20 protein-coding genes are annotated in these 20,108 nt (G+C 67.4%); 19 read left to right on the top strand and 1 reads right to left on the bottom strand.

All coding sequences use genetic code 11. From position 1 onward, the window contains the following. Positions 1–45: 45 nt before the first annotated feature. From AC5P8Y_RS04680 to AC5P8Y_RS04655, 6 genes are read left to right on the top strand one after another with little or no spacing between them, the layout of a single operon-like run. Positions 46–501 carry an SUF system Fe-S cluster assembly regulator gene (locus tag AC5P8Y_RS04680; protein ID WP_005408436.1) on the top strand — a complete coding sequence of 152 codons (456 nt, stop codon included), beginning with the start codon at positions 46–48 and terminating at the stop codon, positions 499–501. A gap of 17 nt (positions 502–518) precedes the next feature. After that, positions 519–1,994: a Fe-S cluster assembly protein SufB gene (gene sufB, locus AC5P8Y_RS04675; protein WP_005408435.1), complete on the top strand. Its 1,476-nt coding sequence runs from the start codon at positions 519–521 to the stop codon at positions 1,992–1,994. Next, positions 1,991–2,395 (top strand): hypothetical protein, encoded by a 405-nt coding sequence (locus tag AC5P8Y_RS04670; protein WP_164133325.1) that lies wholly within the window; start codon positions 1,991–1,993, stop codon positions 2,393–2,395. Before sufB ends, AC5P8Y_RS04670 begins: the two co-directional genes overlap by 4 nt. A gap of 2 nt (positions 2,396–2,397) precedes the next feature. Further along, on the top strand, positions 2,398–3,162 hold the full coding sequence (sufC, locus tag AC5P8Y_RS04665; RefSeq protein WP_033835567.1) for a Fe-S cluster assembly ATPase SufC: 765 nt from the start codon (positions 2,398–2,400) through the stop codon (positions 3,160–3,162). Beyond that, positions 3,162–4,424: a Fe-S cluster assembly protein SufD gene (gene sufD, locus AC5P8Y_RS04660; RefSeq protein ID WP_033835566.1), complete on the top strand. Its 1,263-nt coding sequence runs from the start codon at positions 3,162–3,164 to the stop codon at positions 4,422–4,424. The genes sufC and sufD overlap by 1 nt, the downstream gene beginning before the upstream one ends. Beyond that, positions 4,421–5,677 carry a cysteine desulfurase gene (locus tag AC5P8Y_RS04655; RefSeq protein WP_033835565.1) on the top strand — a complete coding sequence of 419 codons (1,257 nt, stop codon included), beginning with the start codon at positions 4,421–4,423 and terminating at the stop codon, positions 5,675–5,677. Before sufD ends, AC5P8Y_RS04655 begins: the two co-directional genes overlap by 4 nt. Here AC5P8Y_RS04655 and AC5P8Y_RS04650 read toward each other — a convergent pair. Further along, positions 5,608–6,321 carry a transposase gene (locus tag AC5P8Y_RS04650; RefSeq protein WP_049456627.1) on the bottom strand — a complete coding sequence of 238 codons (714 nt, stop codon included), beginning with the start codon at positions 6,319–6,321 and terminating at the stop codon, positions 5,608–5,610. The two genes, AC5P8Y_RS04655 and AC5P8Y_RS04650, sit on opposite strands and share 70 nt — an antisense overlap. Before the next feature lie 229 nt (positions 6,322–6,550). Here AC5P8Y_RS04650 and AC5P8Y_RS04645 point away from each other — a divergent pair, with 229 nt between their 5' ends. From AC5P8Y_RS04645 to AC5P8Y_RS04585, 13 genes are all read left to right on the top strand, one after another. After that, positions 6,551–7,090 carry a GNAT family N-acetyltransferase gene (locus AC5P8Y_RS04645; protein WP_033835564.1) on the top strand — a complete coding sequence of 180 codons (540 nt, stop codon included), beginning with the start codon at positions 6,551–6,553 and terminating at the stop codon, positions 7,088–7,090. Continuing rightward, positions 7,087–7,419, top strand: a complete 333-nt coding sequence (locus AC5P8Y_RS04640) for a non-heme iron oxygenase ferredoxin subunit (protein WP_005412525.1) — start codon at positions 7,087–7,089, stop codon at positions 7,417–7,419. The genes AC5P8Y_RS04645 and AC5P8Y_RS04640 overlap by 4 nt, the downstream gene beginning before the upstream one ends. A 201-nt stretch (positions 7,420–7,620) precedes the next feature. Continuing rightward, complete coding sequence (locus tag AC5P8Y_RS04635; protein ID WP_005408427.1) at positions 7,621–8,025, top strand: hypothetical protein; 405 nt, start codon at positions 7,621–7,623, stop codon at positions 8,023–8,025. Between the two features lie 152 nt (positions 8,026–8,177). Next, on the top strand, positions 8,178–10,484 hold the full coding sequence (locus tag AC5P8Y_RS04630; RefSeq protein ID WP_033835561.1) for a TonB-dependent receptor: 2,307 nt from the start codon (positions 8,178–8,180) through the stop codon (positions 10,482–10,484). 68 nt (positions 10,485–10,552) lie between these two features. Then, positions 10,553–11,272: a tetratricopeptide repeat protein gene (locus AC5P8Y_RS04625; protein ID WP_227415301.1), complete on the top strand. Its 720-nt coding sequence runs from the start codon at positions 10,553–10,555 to the stop codon at positions 11,270–11,272. A 10-nt stretch (positions 11,273–11,282) separates the two neighbouring features. Beyond that, a complete protein-coding gene (locus AC5P8Y_RS04620; RefSeq protein ID WP_049403267.1) occupies positions 11,283–11,960 on the top strand; it encodes a Fe2+-dependent dioxygenase in 678 nt (225 codons plus the stop codon). A 164-nt stretch (positions 11,961–12,124) separates the two neighbouring features. Then, positions 12,125–12,523, top strand: a complete 399-nt coding sequence (locus AC5P8Y_RS04615; RefSeq protein ID WP_005408423.1) for a hypothetical protein — start codon at positions 12,125–12,127, stop codon at positions 12,521–12,523. A gap of 146 nt (positions 12,524–12,669) precedes the next feature. After that, on the top strand, positions 12,670–15,090 hold the full coding sequence (locus AC5P8Y_RS04610; protein WP_164133323.1) for a TonB-dependent receptor domain-containing protein: 2,421 nt from the start codon (positions 12,670–12,672) through the stop codon (positions 15,088–15,090). A 198-nt stretch (positions 15,091–15,288) separates the two neighbouring features. Then, on the top strand, positions 15,289–15,927 hold the full coding sequence (locus tag AC5P8Y_RS04605; protein ID WP_005408421.1) for a PepSY-associated TM helix domain-containing protein: 639 nt from the start codon (positions 15,289–15,291) through the stop codon (positions 15,925–15,927). Between the two features lie 26 nt (positions 15,928–15,953). Continuing rightward, a complete protein-coding gene (locus AC5P8Y_RS04600; protein WP_005408420.1) occupies positions 15,954–16,472 on the top strand; it encodes a DUF2271 domain-containing protein in 519 nt (172 codons plus the stop codon). Positions 16,473–16,594: 122 nt separating this feature from the next. Further along, on the top strand, positions 16,595–17,398 hold the full coding sequence (locus AC5P8Y_RS04595) for a DUF4198 domain-containing protein (RefSeq protein WP_049403270.1): 804 nt from the start codon (positions 16,595–16,597) through the stop codon (positions 17,396–17,398). Between the two features lie 53 nt (positions 17,399–17,451). Then, positions 17,452–18,423: an FAD:protein FMN transferase gene (locus AC5P8Y_RS04590; protein ID WP_111188185.1), complete on the top strand. Its 972-nt coding sequence runs from the start codon at positions 17,452–17,454 to the stop codon at positions 18,421–18,423. Beyond that, positions 18,420–20,024 carry a sulfite reductase subunit alpha gene (locus AC5P8Y_RS04585; RefSeq protein WP_049403271.1) on the top strand — a complete coding sequence of 535 codons (1,605 nt, stop codon included), beginning with the start codon at positions 18,420–18,422 and terminating at the stop codon, positions 20,022–20,024. Before AC5P8Y_RS04590 ends, AC5P8Y_RS04585 begins: the two co-directional genes overlap by 4 nt. The last annotated feature ends 84 nt before the right edge of the window (positions 20,025–20,108 follow it).

Genomic DNA, 20,108 nt, shown 5'->3' with positions numbered 1-20,108 from the left:
AAAAGCGTACAATTTCAGTCCGCTTTAAGAACCGCTCGCATTCCCATGTTGCGTGTCACCAAGCTCACCGATTACGCCACCGTGGTGCTGACCGTGCTTGCCGCCCGTCCGGGCGAGGTGCTCAGTGCCACCGAACTGGCCGAATTCACCGGCCTGGAGCCGCCCACCGTCAGCAAGGTGCTCAAGCCGCTGGCCCAGGCCGGCCTGGTCGAAGGCCTGCGCGGTGTCCGTGGCGGCTACCGCCTGACCCGCCCGGCCATCGAGATCTCGCTGTTCGAAGTGGTCGAAGCGATGGAAGGGCCATTGGCCCTGACCGAATGCAGCCACGACCACCACCAGTGCGGCATGGCGCCCAAGTGCGGCGCGCGCAGCAGCTGGCGGCTGATCAACGACGTGGTCTCCGAGGCCCTGCGCGATGTCACCCTCGCCCAGATCCTGCCCCCTCTTCCCCTTGCCGATGACGAACAGCGCCGCACCATCGCTGTCGACGTCGTCTCCTGATCCACAGGCAGCCCCCCATGGCCACCGAAACCATCGAAAACGTCGCCCACGACGACACCCCCAACCGCGAGATCCACGAGCAGCTCGGCCGCAAGTATTCGGCCGGCTTCATCACCGAGATCGAATCGGACTCCCTGCCGCCGGGCCTGGACGAGGACACCATCCGTGCCCTGTCGGCCAAGAAGGACGAGCCGGAGTGGATGACGCAGTGGCGCCTGGACGCCTACCGCCACTTCCTGACCATGCCGATGCCGGACTGGGCCAAGCTGGAGATCGCGCCGATCGACCTGCAGGCGCTCAGCTACTACTCCGCGCCGAAGGGCCCGAAGTACGCCTCGCTGGATGACGTGCCCAAGGAGCTGCTGGACACCTACGACAAGCTGGGCGTGCCGCTGCACGAGCGTGCCAAGCTGGCAGGCGTGGCGGTGGACGCGGTGTTCGACTCGGTGTCCGTCGGTACCACGTTCCGCAAGGAACTGGCCGAGAAGGGCATCATCTTCTGCTCGATGTCCGAGGCCATCAAGGAACATCCGGAACTGGTCCGCCAGTACCTGGGCACCGTGGTGCCGGTAGGCGACAACTACTTCGCCGCGCTCAATTCGGCGGTGTTCTCCGATGGCAGCTTCGTGTTCATTCCCAAGGGCGTGCGTTGCCCGATGGAACTGAGCACCTACTTCCGCATCAATGCCGGCCACACCGGCCAGTTCGAGCGCACCCTGATCGTGTGCGAGGACAAGGCCTACGTGTCCTACCTGGAAGGCTGCACCGCGCCGATGCGCGACGAGAACCAGCTGCACGCGGCGGTGGTCGAGCTGGTCGCGCTGGAAGACGCGGAGATCAAGTACTCCACCGTGCAGAACTGGTACCCGGGCGACGAGAACGGCGTCGGCGGCATCTACAACTTCGTCACCAAGCGTGCCGAATGCCGTGGCGCGCGCAGCAAGGTCACCTGGACCCAGGTCGAAACCGGTTCGGCGATCACCTGGAAGTACCCGTCCTGCGTGCTGCTCGGCGACGACTCGGTCGGTGAGTTCCACTCCGTGGCGCTGACCCATCACCGCCAGCAGGCGGACACCGGCACCAAGATGATCCACGTCGGCAAGCGCACCAAGAGCAAGATCGTCAGCAAGGGCATCAGTGCCGGCCGTGGCCAGAACACTTACCGCGGCCTGGTGCGGGTGGACCGCAACGCCGATGGCGCGCGCAACTACACCCAGTGCGATTCGCTGCTGATCGGCAAGCAGTGCGGCGCGCACACCTTCCCCTACATCGAGGTGAAGAACCCGGGCGCCACCGTCGAACACGAGGCGACCACCTCGAAGATTTCCGACGACCAGCTGTTCTACTGCCGCGCCCGTGGCATCAGCCAGGAAGACGCGGTGTCGATGATCGTCGACGGCTTCTGCAAGCAGGTGTTCCGCGAACTGCCGATGGAGTTCGCGGTGGAGGCCAAGAAGCTGCTGGAAGTCTCGCTGGAAGGAAGCGTCGGATGATGCGTACGTCTTTGCCCGCACTGTTGCTGCTGGGCCTTTCGCCCTGGGCCCTGGCCAACGCGTCCTGCACCCCCGAAGAACTGGTGGGTGCCACCCCGGTCAAATTGCCCGCCAGCACGGTCATCTCCGCGCCGAAAGAATTCTCGATACTGCTGACAACGCGGCAGGACGGCAGCTTCGGCGCGATCCGGGCTCGCCTGAGCTCGGGCAACCGTGAGCTGGATCGCGCCGCTGCCGAATCCATCCGACAGGCCTCCCTCGCAGTCTCCTGCCTGCAAGAACCCGGTGAAGAGATCATCGTGGTTTTCTCCGCCCTCCCCGCTCAACCTGGGCAGTCCGGCAACGGCACGGTGCAGATCGTCCGCATCGACCCCGCAGCCCCGAAACCTACCAAGCCATGACCATGCTGAAGATCGAAAACCTCCACGCCCGCATCGGCGACAAGGAAATCCTCAAGGGCCTGTCGCTGGATGTTAAGCCCGGCCAGGTGCACGCCATCATGGGCCCGAACGGCGCCGGCAAGTCCACCCTGGGCAATGTCCTGGCAGGCCGCGACGGCTATGAAGTGACCGAAGGCAGCGTGCAGTTCGAAGGCAGCGACCTGCTCGACCAGGACCCGGAAGCGCGCGCCGCCGCCGGCCTGTTCCTGGCGTTCCAGTACCCGGTGGAAATCCCGGGTGTGAACAACACCTACTTCCTGCGCGCCGCGCTGAACGCGCAGCGCAAGGCGCGTGGCGAGGACGAACTGGACTCCATGCAGTTCCTCAAGCTGGTGCGCCAGAAGCTGGCCGTGCTGCACCTGAAGGACGAGCTGCTGCACCGTGGCGTCAACGAAGGCTTCTCCGGTGGCGAAAAGAAGCGCAACGAGATCTTCCAGCTGGCCGTGCTCGAGCCGAAGCTGGCGATCCTGGACGAAACCGATTCGGGCCTGGACATCGACGCGCTGAAGAGCGTCGCCGACGGCGTCAACGCGCTGCGCGGCGCCGACCGCTCGTTCCTGGTCATCACCCACTACCAGCGACTGCTCGACTACATCAAGCCGGACGTGGTGCACGTGCTGGCCGATGGCCGCATCGTCAAGAGTGGCGGCCCGGAACTGGCGCTGGAACTGGAAGCGCACGGCTACGATTTCCTCAAGGATCGCGTGGTGCGCGAGGCGGCGGTCTGATGAGCGCCCTGCTCGACTCCATGGCCCAGGCCTTCTGCGGCAGCGACGCGCGCCGCGAAGTGCTGGACGCGGCCCTGCGTGACGGCCTGCCAGCCGCGCGCAACGAAGCCTGGAAGTACACCTCGCTGCGCCAGCTGGAACGCCGTGCGTTCGCGGCTGCACCACTGCAGGGCCCGGCGCTGGACGCCGCGCTGCTGGACGACATCCCGGCACCGCGCCTGGTGTTCGTCAACGGCCGCCTGGATGCCGCGCTGAGCGACGTGCAGAGCCTGCCGGCCGGCGTGCAGCTGCAGCCGCTGTCGGCCGCACTGGCCTCCGGCGAAGACGCCGTGCGTTTCCTTGGCCGCCGCTACGAGCGCAGCGAAGAGATCTTCGCCCGCCTGAATGCCGCGCTGGCCGATGAAGGCGTGGTGCTGCGCGTGGACGAAGGCGTGCAGGTCGAAGCGCCGCTGCAGCTGGTGTTCGCCAGCGTCGCCGGCGATACCGACCTGGCCTGGCACCACCGCCACCTGATCGAACTGCGTGCCGGCGCCAGCCTGGGCGTGGTCGAGCACCGCCTCAGCGTCGGCGATTCGGCCCACCTGGACAACACCGTGCTGCACGCCCATGTCGCCCGCGATGGCGTGCTCAAGCACGCCCGCGTGCAGGCCGGCAGCGCGCGCCAGACCAGCTTCCTGCGCACCGACGCCGTGCTGGCCCGCGACGCGCAGTACCACCGCGTCGATCTGGAACTGGGCGCCGCGCTCAGCCGCCATGAACTGAACGTGCGCCTGGAAGGCGACAATGCCCAGCTGACCGCCAACGGCGTGCTGCTCGGCAATGGCCGCCGCCACGTCGAAACCCGCCTGGGCATCGACCACATCGCACGCGATACGAGTTGCGAGCTGCTGTGGCGTGGCGTTGCCGCCAACCGCAGCCGCGTGGTGTTCCATGGTGGCATTCAGATCCGCGAAGGCGCCGACGGCACCGATGCGAACCTGTCCAACAAGAACCTGCTGCTGTCGGCCGACGCCGAGATCGATACCCAGCCGACGCTGGTCATCGACGCCGATGAAGTGAAGGCCGCGCATGGTGCCACTGTCGGCCAGCTCGATGCCAACGCGCTGTTCTACCTGCGCTCGCGCGGCCTGCCGCAGGCACAGGCGCAGGCACTGCTGAGCGCCGCGTTCTGCCACGAGCCGCTGAAGATCCTGCCGGAAGCCCTGCGCGAGCAGCTGGCACGCCGTTTGGACAAGGCCCTGGCCGAGGCGGGTGTGGCATGAACCTGTCCACCCCGCGCCCGATCGAAGAACGCACCGGCGCGCTCGATTGGGATCGCGTCCGCCTCGACTTCCCGCTGCTGATGCGTGAAGTGCACGGCAAGCCGCTGGTCTATTTCGACAATGCCAACACCGGCCAGAAGCCGGTGCAGGTGATCGGCGCGGTGGACGAGTTCTACCGGCGTTACAACGCCAACGTCAGCCGCGCGGTGCATGCACTGGGCAGCGAAGCCACCGACGCCTACGAAGGCGCGCGCAACACGCTGGCACGCTTCCTCAACGTGCGCCCCAGCGACCTGGTGCTGTGCAGCGGCACTACCTTCGCCATCAACCTGGTGGCGTATTCGTGGGCCCTGCCGCGATTGAAGGCCGGCGACGTGATCCTGATCACGCGCATGGAACACCACGCCAACATCGTGCCGTGGCAGCTGGTCGCACAGCGTACCGGCGCCACCATCCGCGTGGCCGAGATCACTCCTGACGGCGCACTCGATCTGGATGCGCTGCGCGCGGCAATGACCCCGGAGGTCAAGCTGCTGGCGGTCACCCACGTGTCCAACGTGCTGGGCACGGTCAACCCGGTGCGCGAGATCTGCCGTGAAGCGCGCAAGCGCGGCATCATCACCGTGGTTGATGGCTCGCAGGCCGTGCCGCACCGCAAGGTCGACGTGGCCGCGATCGGCTGTGACTTCTACGCCATCACCGGCCACAAAATGTGTGGTCCGACCGGCACCGGTGCGCTGTGGGCGCGCCGCGAGCACCTGGATGCGATGCCGCCGTTCCTTGGCGGCGGCGAGATGATCAAGGAAGTCAGCTTCGACGGCACCGTGTTCAACGATGCCCCGCACAAGTTCGAAGCCGGCACCCCGAACATCGCCGGCTTCATCGGCCTGGGCGTGGCCGCCGACTACCTGCAGCAGCTTGGCCAGGAGAACGTGGAAGCACGCGAGGCTGAACTGCTGGCGCATTTCACCGAAGAGCTGCGCCGCGTCGATGGCCTGCGCATCATCGGCGAAGCACCGGAGAAGGCCGCCGTGGTCTCGTTCCTGATCGACGGCGCACATGCCCACGACCTGGCAACCCTGCTCGACCTGGAAGGCGTGGCCGTGCGGTCAGGCCAGCACTGCGCGCACCCGCTGCTGCAGTACTTCGGCGTCGCGGCAACCTGCCGTGCCTCGCTGGCGTTCTACAACACCCACGCCGAGATCGAGCGCTTCATGACCGCGCTGACCAAGGTGCGCAAGCTGCTGGGCTGAGCCGGCACACCGGGGTCAGGTCCTTTCGCGACGCGAAAGGGATCTGACCCCACCAGCATTCCCGACAGCCGCCGTTGCGACTGCAATGCCCGCCGGATCGCCAGCAGATCCCCCGCCGGAATGCCCGCCTCGATGAACTCCACATAGCGCCTGCGCCGTTCATCCGCATCAGAACCCATCAGCTCGAATGCCGAATGCGGCTCGAGCAGCGCATTGGGCCTGCCACGCGCATTGGCGCGATAGCTGGACCAACGATAGTCGCCGGGATGCGCCACCTTCCCCGCCCGAACCGGGTTGAGCTCTATGTAGCGCTGGCAGGCCAGCAGATAGCGATCCGAATCCACCACCGTGGAGTGGAAGCGCCCCTCCCATAACGTGCCGGTGCGGCCCTGCCGATCATTCACCCGACGTACGTAGGCCCGGCTCACGGCCTGCATCATCGTTGACAGCCCGCCGCAGACATCAGGCGTTGCCAGAAGATGGACGTGGTTGCCCATCAACACATAGGCGTGAACCCGGCAATGCTGCTGGTGCGCGTGATGACACAGCAGGCGAAGGCAGGCGGCGCGGTCGCCATCGGTGAAGAACACGGGCTGGCGATTGTTGCCGCGCTGGACGACATGTTTGCGGGTATCCGGGTGCATCGACCCGTCGTGGCCTCGGCATGGCCTGCTCCTGGTAACAGGGGGTCAGAGCCCTTCGCTGCGCAAAGGGATCCGACCCCGAGCATCCGCCGATTCCGCGCCCGTGCCAGTCGGTCCATGGCCTGCCGTTGGGTCAGTAGACGCCGGGGGCAGAGCTCCTCCGCGTTGCGAAAGGGATCTGCCCCCTCCCCCCATTTGCGCCCGCCCACGCCCCACCTAGAATGGGGCCATGAGCACCCTGACCTTCCGCGCCGCCACGCCGGCCGACATCCCCGCCCTGATCGCCCTCGTCACCTCGGCCTACCGTGGCGACGCCAGCCGCGTTGGCTGGACCACCGAAGCCGACCTGCTGGATGGCGCCCGCATCGACGCCGAAGGCATCCAGGCCGACCTCGACCGCCCGCGCTCCACCATCCTGCTGGCCGAGCGCGGGGACCAGCTGGTGGCCTGCGCCCACGTCGCCGATGTCGACGGCAAGGGCTACTTCGGCATGTTCTCGGTCGATCCGGCCCAGCAGGGCGGCGGCGTCGGCAAGCAGCTGATGGATGCCGCCGAAGCACACGCCGCGCGCGAATGGAACGTACCGGTGATGCAGATGACCGTCATCGACGTGCGCGACGAGCTGATCGCCTTCTACGAGCGCCGCGGCTACAGCCGTACCGGCATCAAGAAGCCGTTCCCGTATGGCGACGAACGCTTCGGCATCCCGAAGCGCGACGACCTGCGCTTCGAGATCCTGGAAAAGCCGCTGAACGGAGCCACCGCGTGAGCGAGGCCTGGACCTTTGTCTGTGCCGGCAACGAGCTGCTGCCGGGTGAAATGAAGAGCGTGTTCGACGAAGTGACCGGCACGCCGATCGTGGTGTTCAACCTGGACGGTGAGCTGTACGCCCTGGAAGACCAGTGCACTCATGAAGAGTTCGAACTGTCCTCGGGCGAGTTCAACACGACGGAAGGCAGCGTGGAGTGCGTGCTGCACGGCGCGCGCTTCGACGTGCGCGATGGCCGCGCCCTGTGCGCCCCGGCCTACAGCCCTGTGCCCAAGTTCCCGGTGAAGCGCGAGCACGACGCGGTCTGGACCCGCGACGACCGGGATTGAGGCGGCGCCCGGCCCGGAGAGCCCCCAGAGGGCGCCTCGCGGGAGAGCATGCACCCATGGGGCGGATCCACTGAAGTGCACTGGGGGGCCCTCCAAGGCCCTTCCAGGCCATCCAGATCGGCAACCCGATTGCGCATATGCGAATCATTATCGTTGATGTTATTCTACGTAACATCTTCGTAACGACATCGCCCCTGCGCCATGGCTTCGCCCGCGCCCACCGCCACGCTGTGCCAGCTCGCCCGCCAAGGGTGGCCACTGCTCGTGGCCGTGCTGCTGACGTTGCTGCTGGGCTGGTCGGCCTTGCACGAAGGGCGTGGCGGCGATCCGGCCGCGCACGGCTGGCAGGCACACGCTGAAGATCTGCTGCAGGCGATGCCGCTGCCGCAACCGCCAGCCGACGAATGCCCGCAGCACGCCGCACCAGCACCGGAGCCTCCGTTCGATGGCGAGGGCACCTCGCCCTGCACCGGTCTGGTCCCTGCACGCGCCGCTCTGGTCGCGCGTATCCCGCTATGGCGCTCCGATGCCCTGCGCTGGCAGTTGCATGATCCCGCGCTGCGGTTGAACCCCGGCCACGCACCGCCCGCACCGCACGCCAGCTGAGGCGCCCTGCGGCCGTTGCCGTGCGCCTGATTGCGTTTCCCGCCAGCCGAGCCTGGCTCGGCTCTACAGCACCCACTTCCCGCCTGTCGCCGCATGCCCATCTGCGCCGGCTCGCGCTCGCCCTTTCCCGATCCAAGCCACTACCCACAGTCATGACCCACATCACGTCCCGCAAGCACGCCCCGCGCGTTTCCCTGCTCGCCACCGCCACCCTGGCCGCGGGCTTTGCTCCGCTGGCTGCGCAGGCTGCCGACGGCGCCGACGCCGGTTCCCGCAACGCCACCGAGCTGGACAAGGTGCAGGTGCGCGGCAGCTGGTTCAACCCGTCCTCGCCGAAGTTCACCGCCGAGCTGCTGGACACCCCGAAGTCGGTGTCGATCGTGTCGGAGAAGCTGATCGCCGAAACCGGTGCGACCAACCTGCAGGATGCGCTGCGCATGGTGCCGGGCATCACCTTCGGTGCCGGCGAAGGCGGCAACCCGACCGGTGACCGCCCCTTCATCCGTGGCTTCGATTCGCAGAGCAACGTGTTCGTCGACGGCCTGCGCGACGTCGGCTCGCAGACCCGCGAGATCTTCGACCTGGAACAGGTGGAAGTGGTCAAGGGCCCGAGCTCGGCCTACGGCGGCCGTGACTCCGGTGGTGGCAGCCTGAACCTGGTGAGCAAGACGCCGAAGCTGAAGAACGAGACCAGCGCCAGCATGGGCATCGGCACCGACAGCTACGCGCGCGGCACCGTGGACGCCAACTACGTGCTGGGCGACGGCATCGCCGCCCGCCTGAACCTGATGAAGCACGAGTCGGACATCGCCGGCCGCGACGCCGCCAACGTCAGCCGCTGGGGCATCGCGCCGTCGATCGCGTTCGGCCTGAACGGCCCGGCGCAGCTGATCGCCAGCCACTACCACATGCAGAGCGATGACCTGCCCGATGCGGGTGGCTTCCCCTACAGCAATCCGTTCTCCAGCGGCCCGAACGTGGCCAAGAATGGTGATGGCCGCCCGATGGTGCCGGACCGCAACAACTACTACGGTCTGGTCGACCGTGACTTCCAGCGCACCCGCGCCGACATCAGCACCCTGGATGCCAGCTACGACTTCGGTGGCCACAAGCTGCGCAACATCGCGCGCCTGGGCAACACCAGCAACGACTACCTGTGGACCCAGCCGGACGACAGCAAGGGCAACCCCAACCTGTACGGCACCTTGTGGCGTCGCACCAACACCCGTGCGGTCGACGTCAAGAGCTTCGCCGACCAGCTGGGCCTGACCGGTGCGTTCCAGACCGGCGCGCTCAAGCACAGCTACAGCGCGGGCGTGGAGTACAGCGACGAGAAGATGACCCGTGGCAGCTACCTGATGTCGCCGGGCACCGCCAATCCCCTTGAAAACAGCGCCAACAGCACTCGCTGCCAGGTGTCCGGCGCGGCCACCGGCTACAACTGCACCGACTTCAACAATCCGAACCCGAACGATCCATGGGCGGCCGGTCAGATCGTCTATCGCAGCGACAAGGCACTGGACGTCGAGCAGCGCACCAAGACCACCTCGGCCTACGTGTTCGACACCATCGAGCTCAATGAGCAGTGGATGATCAACCTCGGCCTTCGCTACGACGACTTCCGTACCACCCTGACCACTCCGGTGGCCGGCAAGGCACCGACCCGCGTGCGCAACAGCAACGACTTCCTGAACTACCAGGCCGGCGTGGTGTTCAAGCCGGCCGCCAACGGCAGCATCTACCTGTCCTGGGGCACCTCCTCGACCCCGCCGGGCATGGACGGTGGTGACGGTTCGGACGGCCTGAGCGCCGCCGTGGCCGACCTCAAGCCGCAGGACACCAGGAACCTCGAACTGGGCACCAAGTGGGACCTGTTCGACAAGCGCCTGAACCTGACCGCAGCGATCTTCCACACCGTGATGAACAACGCACGCGTGACCATCGACAACGGCACCAGCCAGAACGCCGGCAAGAAGGAAATCAACGGCTTCGAGCTGGGCTTCACCGGCCAGCTGACCGATGCCTGGAGCCTGTACGGCGGCTACACCTACCTGGACTCGGAACTGAAGGACAACGGTTTCGTCTGTGGCGCACCGGTGGGCCGCACCTGCCCGTCCAACGTCTACGTGCCGTCGCCGAACAACGGCAACGTGTTCCCGAACACCGCCAAGCACAGCGCCAACCTGTGGACCACCTACCGCTTCCCGATCGGCCTGACCATCGGCGCCGGTGCGTTCTACTCGGACAAGCAGTACGGTGACGTCGCCAACACCAAGTGGATTGCCAGCTACACCCGCTTCGACGCGATGGCCAGCTACGCGATCCAGGACAACATCAGCCTGCAGCTCAACGTGCAGAACCTGACCGACAAGACCTACTTCACCAAGGCCTATGCCTCGCACTACGCGAGCATCGCCCCGGGTCGCTCGGCCACCCTGGCACTGAACGTGAAGTTCTGATGTAATTGCGCTCCACCACGGCGGCAGGCTCTCCTGCCGCCGTTTTTGTTTCCGGCGATACTCATCCCATGGCAACCCGTACCCCCATCGACAGCGATGCTCTGGCCGCGCTGCTGCAGCACGATCCGCAGGCTGCCTTCGCACGCGTGCGCGACGCCGCGCAGGCCGGACAGGTCGAGGCACAACTGCTGCTCGCGCAGATGCACATGGAAGGCAAAGGCACCGCACAGGACGCCTCGGCGGCACGGCTCTGGTACGAAACCGCCGCCAACAACGGCGCGCCGATGGCGATGAACATGCTGGGCCGCTGCCACGAACTGGGCCAGGGCACCGCACCCGACCCGGTGCTGGCCGCGGTGTGGTACCGGCGCGCGGCCGACACCGGCTTGGACTGGGGCCTGTACAACCTGGCCAACCTGCTGGCCACCGGCCGCGGCGTGCCCCAGGACCGCGCACAGGCGCTGGCCCTGTACACCCGTGCCGCACACCTCGGCCATGCCAAATCGATGAACCTGCTGGCCCGCCACCTCGAAGACGGGCTGGATACCGCACCCGATCCGCAGGCAGCCCTGGCCTGGTACCAGCGCGCGGCCGAAGCCGGCGATTTCCGCGGCCAGGCGAACTACGCCTCGATCCTGCTGCAGGCCGGACAGGTCGAGCAGGCCGTGCACTGGCTGCGGCTCGCACTGGCCCACGGCAGCCCGGCGTTCATGGCGCACATCGTGCCCGAACTGGCCGCGTCGCCGCATCCACAAGTGCGCGCCCTGGTCGCGCCGCCGTCCCTCTGAGGAGTCCCGCATGCTGCTGCACATCCCCGACATTCTCAGCGCCGACCAGGTGGCCGACTTTCGCCGCCGACTGGATGCCGCAGACTGGACCGATGGCCGCGAAACCGTCGGCCATCTGGGCGCGCAGGCCAAGCACAACCAGCAGCTGCCCGAGGCCTCACCGCTGCGCCGCGAACTGGGCGAGATCGTCCTCGTCGCGCTGGCCCGGCACCCGCTGTTCTTCAGCGCCGCGCTGCCGCTGAAATACCTGCCGCCGCGCTTCAACCGCTACAGCGGTGGCGGCACCTATGGCTTCCATGTTGATGGCGCGGTGATGAACCTGGCCAACGGCGAACAGCTGCGTTCGGACATTTCCTGCACCCTGTTCCTGTCGGCGCCGGACGAGTACGAGGGCGGCGAACTGATCATCAGCGACACCTACGGCGAGCACGAAGTGAAGCTGCCCGCCGGCGACCTGATCGTGTACCCGTCCAGCAGCCTGCACCGGGTGCGCCCCGTCACCGCCGGCGCGCGCGTGGCCTCGTTCTTCTGGGTGCAGAGCATGGTCCGCGACGATGTGCAGCGCCGCCTGCTATGGGAAATGGACGGCTCGATCGAGCGCCTGCGGCAGACCGGCGGCGACGCCGAGGCGGTGCTGCAGCTGACCGGCGTGTACCACAACCTGCTGCGGCGCTGGAGCGAGGTCTGAGCCCGGTCGGGCTGGCCTGCGACATTTTGGCAATCATTCTCATTTGCAACAGCTAACAGCTCTCATTACAATCACGCCCCGTTGATGCCGGCCGCTGCCGGCAGACCCCTGGGGACCCCTGCTTGCTGCGCCCGCTTCGCCCTCGTCCACTCATCCATCGCAAGATGGGCACCGCCATGCGCGGCCAGCGTCCTGCGCTGGCCAGCCTGCTGGCGTGGGTGGCGATGCTGGCCTTGCTGCTGGGCACCCTGCCGCTGCTGCCACACGGCCAGGCCGGAATGGCCGTGCAGATGCCGCTGGAAGAGCGCGGCGGCGAAGCCTTGCAGGAAGAGGCACCGGCCAAGCTGCGCCGCTGTGCTGCCGCTCCGGTGAAATCAGCCGAGAAGGCACGCCCGCCGTTGCTGCTGGCCAGCCAATGGCTGCGCACCGAGCTTGAACTCGTACCCGCCACGCCGGCCATGCCCGGCGTGCGCCCGGACTGGCCGCTGGCCGCTCCGGATACGCCCTGGGCCGATGCGCCCGGGCGCCGCCAGCAACGCGGCCAGGCGCCGCCGCTCGCCTGATTCACGGCCCCGCGTGACCGCCTGCGCGGTCGCGCCCGCGCGCCGCTGCCTGCTTCATCCCTGCCGCCCCTGACCGGGCCTCCCCGTGCATGCCGCGCCGTTCGCGCCTGGCATCGCACCACCCTGCATCCTTTGAGGTTACTGCCATGGCCCAGCGCCATCGTGTCCGTTCGTCCCTGTCCCGTACCCTGCTGACCAGCGCCGTGCTGGCGGCCATGACCGCCCCTGCCTTCGCCCACGGTGACGCTTCCGGCGCGCCACAGACGCTGGACAAGGTGGTGGTCACCGCCTCCGGCTTCGAGCAGAAGGTGATCGATGCACCGGCCAGCATCAGCGTGGTCAGCCGCGAAGAACTCAGCAAGCGCCCCTACACCAACCTGGTCGACGCGCTGCGCGACGTCGAGGGCATCGACGTCGGCCTGGAGGCCACCGACAAGAACGGCCGCGCCACCATCTCCATGCGCGGCCTGCCGTCCGAATACACCCTGGTGCTGATCGACGGCCGCCGCCAGAGCAATGTCGGCCAGCTGTACCCGAACAATTTCGGTGGCGGCCAGTTCGCCTACCTGCCGCCGCTGGACGCGATCGAGCGCATCGAAGTCGTGCGCGGCCCGATGTCCACGCTGTACGGCTCGGACGCGATGGGTGGCGTCATCAACATCATCACCCGACGCAACCAGGACAGCTGGCACGGCGCCGTGACCCAGGGCTTCACCGTGCAGCAGGACGACCAGTTCGGTGATGCGCGCACCACCGACCTGTATCTCAGCGGCCCGCTGCTGAAGGACCGCCTCAGCCTGGCGGTGCGCGGCAGCTACTACGACGCCAAGGCCTCCAATCCGGAGTGGGACGCACTGACCCTGCCCGACGGCAGCCTGTGGGAGCGCAGCATCGGCTTCGGCGGCGGTGGCAAGTCGGTGGCCAACACCAACTGGAATACCGGCGTGCGCCTGGACTTCCGGGTCAACGATGACCACGAACTGTGGCTGGACTACGACGTATCGCGGCAGAAGTACGACAACAGCGAAGGCCAGACCGGCACGCTGGACAGCCTGGCCAGCCTGTGGCGCGTCGGCAATGCGGTCATCCCCAACCCGAACGGCAGCGGCACCGTCACCCGCCGCGTGGTGCAGCCGCGCGTCGGCTACACCGCCTACCAGCGCTACGAGCGCGATCAGCTGTCGCTGACCCACCAGGGCCGCTACAGCTTCGGCACCTGGCAGACCTCACTGACCCACAGCAAGAGCAGCAACCTGGGTCGTTCGCTGCCGCTGACCCTGGACGAGCGCGCCAACCTGCAGACGCTGTGGAATGACGTCTGCCGCCGCACCGGTGCCGCCAACAACTGCGCGGCCGGCCGTGGCAATGCCCTGGCCGCGCTCAACCCGAGCGAGATGGCGCGCCTGCAGGCGTTCCTGCCGCGTCCGCTGCGCACCATGGAACTGGAAGGCTACGTGCTCGACACGATGCTCGACCTCGACTTCGGCGCGCACAAGCTGACCGTCGGCGGCCAGTACAACGACACCGACATGATCGACGGCGTGTTCGGCATGGATGGCGCCGGTTATCGCAGCAACACCAGGCAGAAGCACCGCATGTGGGCGCTGTTCGCCGAGGACAACTGGGCGCTGACCGATACCCTCACCGCTACCTTCGGCCTGCGCTACGACGACCACAACGTGTTCGGCAGCCACGTCAGTCCGCGTGGCTACCTGGTGTGGAACGCCAGCGATGCGTGGACCTTCAAGGGTGGCGTCAGCACCGGCTACAAGACCCCGCGACCGGACCAGTTGTTCCCGGGCATCACCGGCTTTGGTGGCCAGGGCGTGCTGCCGCTGGTCGGTTCCCCGAACCTCAAGCCTGAAACCAGCACCAACTACGAGCTGGCCGCCTACTACGAAGGCCAGCGCTGGGGCTTCAACGTCACCGGCTTCTTCAACATGTTCGAAGACAAGATCGCCAGCGGCGGAACGTTCCCGAACTGCGAAGTGGCGCGCGCCGCCAGCGGCTACTGCGTGGACATCGGCCCAGGCTGGGCAGCACTGGGCTACAGCACCTTCACCCAGAGCGTGAACATCGACAAGGCCGAGACCCGCGGCGCCGAACTGGCCGGTCATGTCGACCTGCTCGAAACCCTGCAGCTGCGCGGCAACTACACCTGGACCAGGAGCGAGCAGACCAGCGGCCCCGACAAGGGACGCCCGATCTCAGGCACCACGCCGGCAAAGCACATGGCCAACGCCAGCCTCAACTGGCAGATCAACGAAGCGATCAGCCTGTCGCTGATCGGCGAAAGCCGCTACGACCGCTATCGCGACACCCTCATCGACAGTGCCGGCACCCGCCACGTGCGCTATTACGAGGACTACACGATCTTCCACCTGGGGGGCAGCTGGAAGGCTACGCCGTGGCTGACGGTCAATGCACGGGTCAACAACCTGTTCGACAAGGACTTCGTTTCGCAGTCGTGCCTGCTGCTCAATCCCAGCGAGTTCAGTTGCGTGGATGACTACGCGACCAAGGACCAGCGCCGCAGCTACTGGATTTCGTTGAACGCGAAGTTCTGATCGCCGTGCCCTTCCCCGGTGGGTGCCGACCTTGGTCGGCACCGCTTCATCCACGCATGGCCTGGATCTCCGATCGGTAGTGCCGGCCGCTGGCCGGCAACCCGCAATGCCTGCTCCCGGGATACAGAACGATACGCAATTGCGAGCTATTCTCATCAATGATGTAATGGGCAGTCCTCGTCCGCCTCGAACCGTGCCGTGAGCCGTCCTGCCTCTTCCACCGTGCAGCAGCAACAGAACCGTGGCTTCTGGCTGCGGACGCTGCACCAGTGGCACTGGATCAGCTCGGCGGTGTGCCTGATCGGCATGCTGCTGTTCGCGGTGACCGGCCTGACCCTCAACCATGCCGCGAAGATCGAGGCCAAGCCCGAGGTGCAGAACCAGCATCTGGAACTGCCGGCCGCGCTGCTTGGACAGCTCGGCACGCGCGAAGACGGCAACGCACCGATTCCGCGCCCTGCCCGGCAGTGGCTGGACACGCAGCTGGGCATCGCCATCGGCGGGCGACCGGCCGAGTGGTCGCCCGAAGAGATCTACCTGTCGCTGCCCCGCCCCGGCGGCGACGCCTGGCTGAGCATCGATCGCGAGACCGGCGCGGTGGAATACGAATCGACCTCGCGCGGCGCGGTGTCCTACCTCAACGACCTGCACAAGGGCCGCAACGCGGGCCCGGCGTGGGGCTGGTTCCTGGACCTGTTCGCCGTGGCCTGCCTGGTGTTCTGCATCACCGGCCTGTTCCTGCTGCACCTGCATGCGCGGCAGCGGCGCATGACCTGGCCGCTGGTCGGCCTCGGCCTGATGATCCCGCTGCTGATCGCCCTGTTGCTGATCCACTGACTTTTCCCCGTTTCCGGAGCCGCCCCATGCGCGTCACCCTGACCATCGCCCTCAGCGGCCTGCTGGCCACCTCGCCGGCCTATGCCACCACCCTCGACATCAACGTCGAAGTGCCCAAGCTCAACGTGGCCGAATACCACCGCCCGTATGTGGCCGTGTGGCTGGAAGGCGCCGACCAGAAGGTCGCGGCCAACCTCTCGGTCTGGTACCAGCAGACCAGCAACAGCGAAGGCCACGGCACCAAGTGGCTGCCCGACCTGCGCCAGTGGTGGCGCAAGAGCGGCCGCACCCTGCAGGTGCCGGTGGACGGCGTGACCGGTCCGACCCGCCCGGCCGGCAAGCACGCACTGTCGTTCAATGACAGGCAGCCGGCACTGAAGCAGCTGGCCCCGGGCAACTACACCCTGGTAGTGGAAGCGGTGCGCGAAGTCGGCGGCCGCGAACTGCTGAAGATCCCCTTCACCTGGCCGGCCACCGCCGCGCAGAACGGCAAGGCGCAGGGCGCCACCGAACTGGGCCAGGTCACCCTCGCCGTCAAACCATAACTGCCTGAGCCGGGGTCGGATCCCTTCCGCAGGAAGGGCTCTGACCCCATCGCCGTATCCCCCGGGGTCAGAGCCCTTTCCGATGGAAAGGGATCCGACCCCTTCCAACTGGAGTCTTCCGCATGAAGCGCACGCTCGTCCTCGCCGCCGCCCTGGCCGCTGCCCTTCCCTTCTCCGCCCTGGCCCACAAGGCCTGGCTGCTGCCCTCGCAGACCGTGATCGCCGGCAACGCGCCGTGGATCACTGTCGACGGTGCGGTCTCCAACGACCTGTTCTACTTCAACCACGTGCCGCTGCGCCTGGAATCGCTGGTGATCACCGCACCGGACGGCAGCAGCGTGCAGCCGCAGAACGCGTCGACCGGCAAGTACCGCAGCGTGTTCGACATCGAACTGAAGCAGCCGGGCACCTACCGCATCGCGTCGGTCAACGATGGCCTGTTCGCCACCTACGAGCAGAACGGCGAGCGCAAGCGCTGGCGCGGCAGCGTTGCCACCTTCGGCGAACTGCCGAAGGACGCGAAGAAGCTGGAAGTGAGCCAGTCGGTCGGCCGCGTGGAGACCTTCGTCACCAACGGCGCGCCGAACGATACCGCGCTGAAGCCGACCAACCGTGGCATCGAGCTGGTCGCCGTCGGCCACCCGAACGATCTGTTCGCCGGCGAGGAAGCCACCTTCCGCGTGCTGGTCGATGGCAAGCCGGCGGCCGGCCTGGAATTCGAGATCGTGCGTGGTGCCACCCGCTACCGCAACGCACAGGACGAGCTGAAGGTCACCAGCGATGCCAAGGGCGAGATCAAGGTGACCTGGCCGGAAGCCGGCATGTACTGGCTGGAAACCGGCACCGAGGACAACAAGACGTCGGTGAAGCAGGCCGCCAAGCGCCGCCTGAGCTACGTCGCCACGCTGGAAGTGCTGCCGCAGTAATGACGTGGACCGCGATGCCGGGCAGCCCGGCATCGCACCCACAACGCATCACCATGACCGATTCCCTGCTCGACATCGCCCGCCTCGGCGGCACCACCATGGGCACCACCTGGAGCGTGTCGCTGGTCGCGCCGCGCCAGCGCGACCTGCACCCGCTGCACGCCGGCATCCAGGCGCGGCTGGACGAAGTGGTCGCGCAGATGAGTACCTGGGAGCCCGGTTCGGACCTGAGCCGCTACAACCGCGCCGACGCGGGCCAATGGTGCGTGCTGCCGGCCGAGACCCGCCACGTTGTGGCCTGCGCACAGGCGATCGCGTCCACCAGTGGCGGCGCCTTCGATCCCACCGTCGGTCCGCTGGTTGCCCTGTGGGGCTTCGGTGCACATGCCGGTGAACGCCGCCAGCCCGACGACGCTACCCTGCAGGCCACGCGCGATCGCTGCGGTTGGCAGCGCCTGCAGTGGCAGGACGATGCGCTGCTGCAACCGGGTGGGCTGGAACTGGATCTCTCCGCGATCGCCAAGGGCTTTGGCGTCGACCATGTCGCTGCGTGGCTGCGCACACAGGGCATCACTGCCGCGCTGGTCGAAGTCGGCGGCGAACTGGCCGGCTACGGCCGCAAACCGGACGGCCAGCCGTGGCGCGTGCTGGTGGAGTCCGCGCCGGAAGAAGATGCGCACACCAATACCCCGCTGCGGGTGCTGGCGCTGGAGGGCAAGGCGGTGGCCACCTCCGGCGATCGCTGGCACCAGTACCAGGTCGATGGCGAGGCCTACAGTCACAGCCTGGACCCGCGTTCGGGCAGACCGGTGCGCCAGGTTGCCGCGGCAGTCACCGTGGTGGCCGACGACGCCATGCACGCCGATGCCTGGGCCACCGCACTGACCGTGCTGGGCCGCGAACAGGGCATGGCGCTGGCCGAACGCGAAGGGCTGGCTGCGCGCTACCTGCAACGCGCAGCGGACGGCCCGCAGGAATTCCTCAGCAGCGCCTTCCAGCGCCTGCTCGACGAGCAGAGCCCATGAGTACCCGGCCGTCGCGCGCGTGGCTCGGCAACGCGCTGGTCCTGCTTCTGCTGGCGCTGATCGGCTGGGCGCTGCTGCGCCTGCACCTCGGTGAAGCCTGGGGGCAGGGCGCGCCACCGGCGCGGCAGTCTCAGATCGCGGTACTCGCCACGGCGCTGTATGCGCTGGCCTGCGTTGCGCTGTGGTGGCGTGGGCGCCCGCGCGACGATGCCGCAAGCGGAGACACCGCGCCCATCCTGCTGGCCTGGTCCAGCCAGACCGGCTTTGCCCGCGAACTGGCCGAACGCAGCGCCGAGGCCCTGCGCGGTGCCGGCGTGCCAGCGCGCGTGCGCGGACTGCATGAGGTCGACGCCGCGTTGCTGGCCGGCAGCCAGCGCGCGCTGTTCATCGCCAGCACCACCGGCGAAGGTGATGCGCCCGACCACGCGCTGCCTTTCCTGCGCGGGGTGATGGCCACGCCGCCCTCGCTGCAGCATCTGCACTACGGCGTGCTCGCACTGGGCGACCGCAGCTATGGCCACTTCTGCGGATTCGGTCACCAGCTCGACCAATGGCTGCGCCAGCACGGCGCGCATCCACTGTTCGATGCAATCGAAGTCGACAACGCCGATCCGGCAGCGCTGCGTCATTGGCAACAGCTGCTGGGACAACTCGGCGGTAACGCCAGCGAACTGCCCGACTGGAGTCCGGCCGAGTACCAGCCGTGGACGCTGCTGCAACGCGAGCATCTGAACCCGGGCAGCCCCGGCGGTCCCGTGTATTGGTTGCGCCTGCAGCCCCCAGCCGATGCAGAGGCGCAATGGCAGGCCGGTGACATCGCCGAGATCGGCCCACAGCACGCATCGCACACCGTGCGTGCCTGGCTGGACACACAACGCTTTGACGCGGACATCGTGCTGGATGACGGACAGACGTTGCTGGCACGCGTCGCGCGCTCGCACCTGCCCTCATTGGTTCCCCCGGGTGATCTGCCTGCATTGCTGGCGACCCTGCAGCCGCTGCCGCATCGCGAGTACTCGATCGCCTCGGTGATGGCCGACGGTGCGGTGGAGCTGCTGCTGCGCCGCCAACTGCGCGCCGATGGAACACCGGGCATCGGCAGTGGCTGGCTGTGCGACCACGCGGCCATCGACGAACCGGTGCAGCTGCGTCTGCGCCGCAACGACAATTTCCATGGCGTGCCCGCCGATGTGCCGCTGCTGCTGATCGGCAACGGCACCGGCATCGCCGGCCTGCGCGCGCATCTGCACGAACGTGCCCGGAGTGGCGCGCGCCGCACCTGGCTGCTGTTCGGTGAGCGTACCGCCGCGCACGACTTCCACTTCGGTGAAGAACTGCAGGCGATGCTGGCCGACGGCACGCTGGCGCGGTTGGATGCAGTGTTCAGCCGAGATGGCGGCGCGCATCGCTATGTGCAGGACCGGCTGCTGGCCGAAGCGGCAACGCTGCGGCAGTGGGTGGATGAAGGCACGACGATCCTGGTCTGCGGCAGCCTGCAGGGCATGGCCCCGGCGGTGGATGCGGTGATCGAGCAGGTGTTGGGTACTGCGGGCAAGGAAGCGCTGTTGCTGGCCGGTCGTTACCGGCGCGATGTGTATTGAACGAACCATCGGGGTCGGATCCCTTTCCGCAGGAAAGGGCTCTGACCCCAACCACAGCCGCACCATGACGGCGTGCCCAGGCAT

The sequence above is a fragment of the Stenotrophomonas sp. YJH_SMC_12-1 genome, from assembly GCF_059370935.1.
This window is presented reverse-complemented; position numbering and strand designations above follow the sequence as displayed.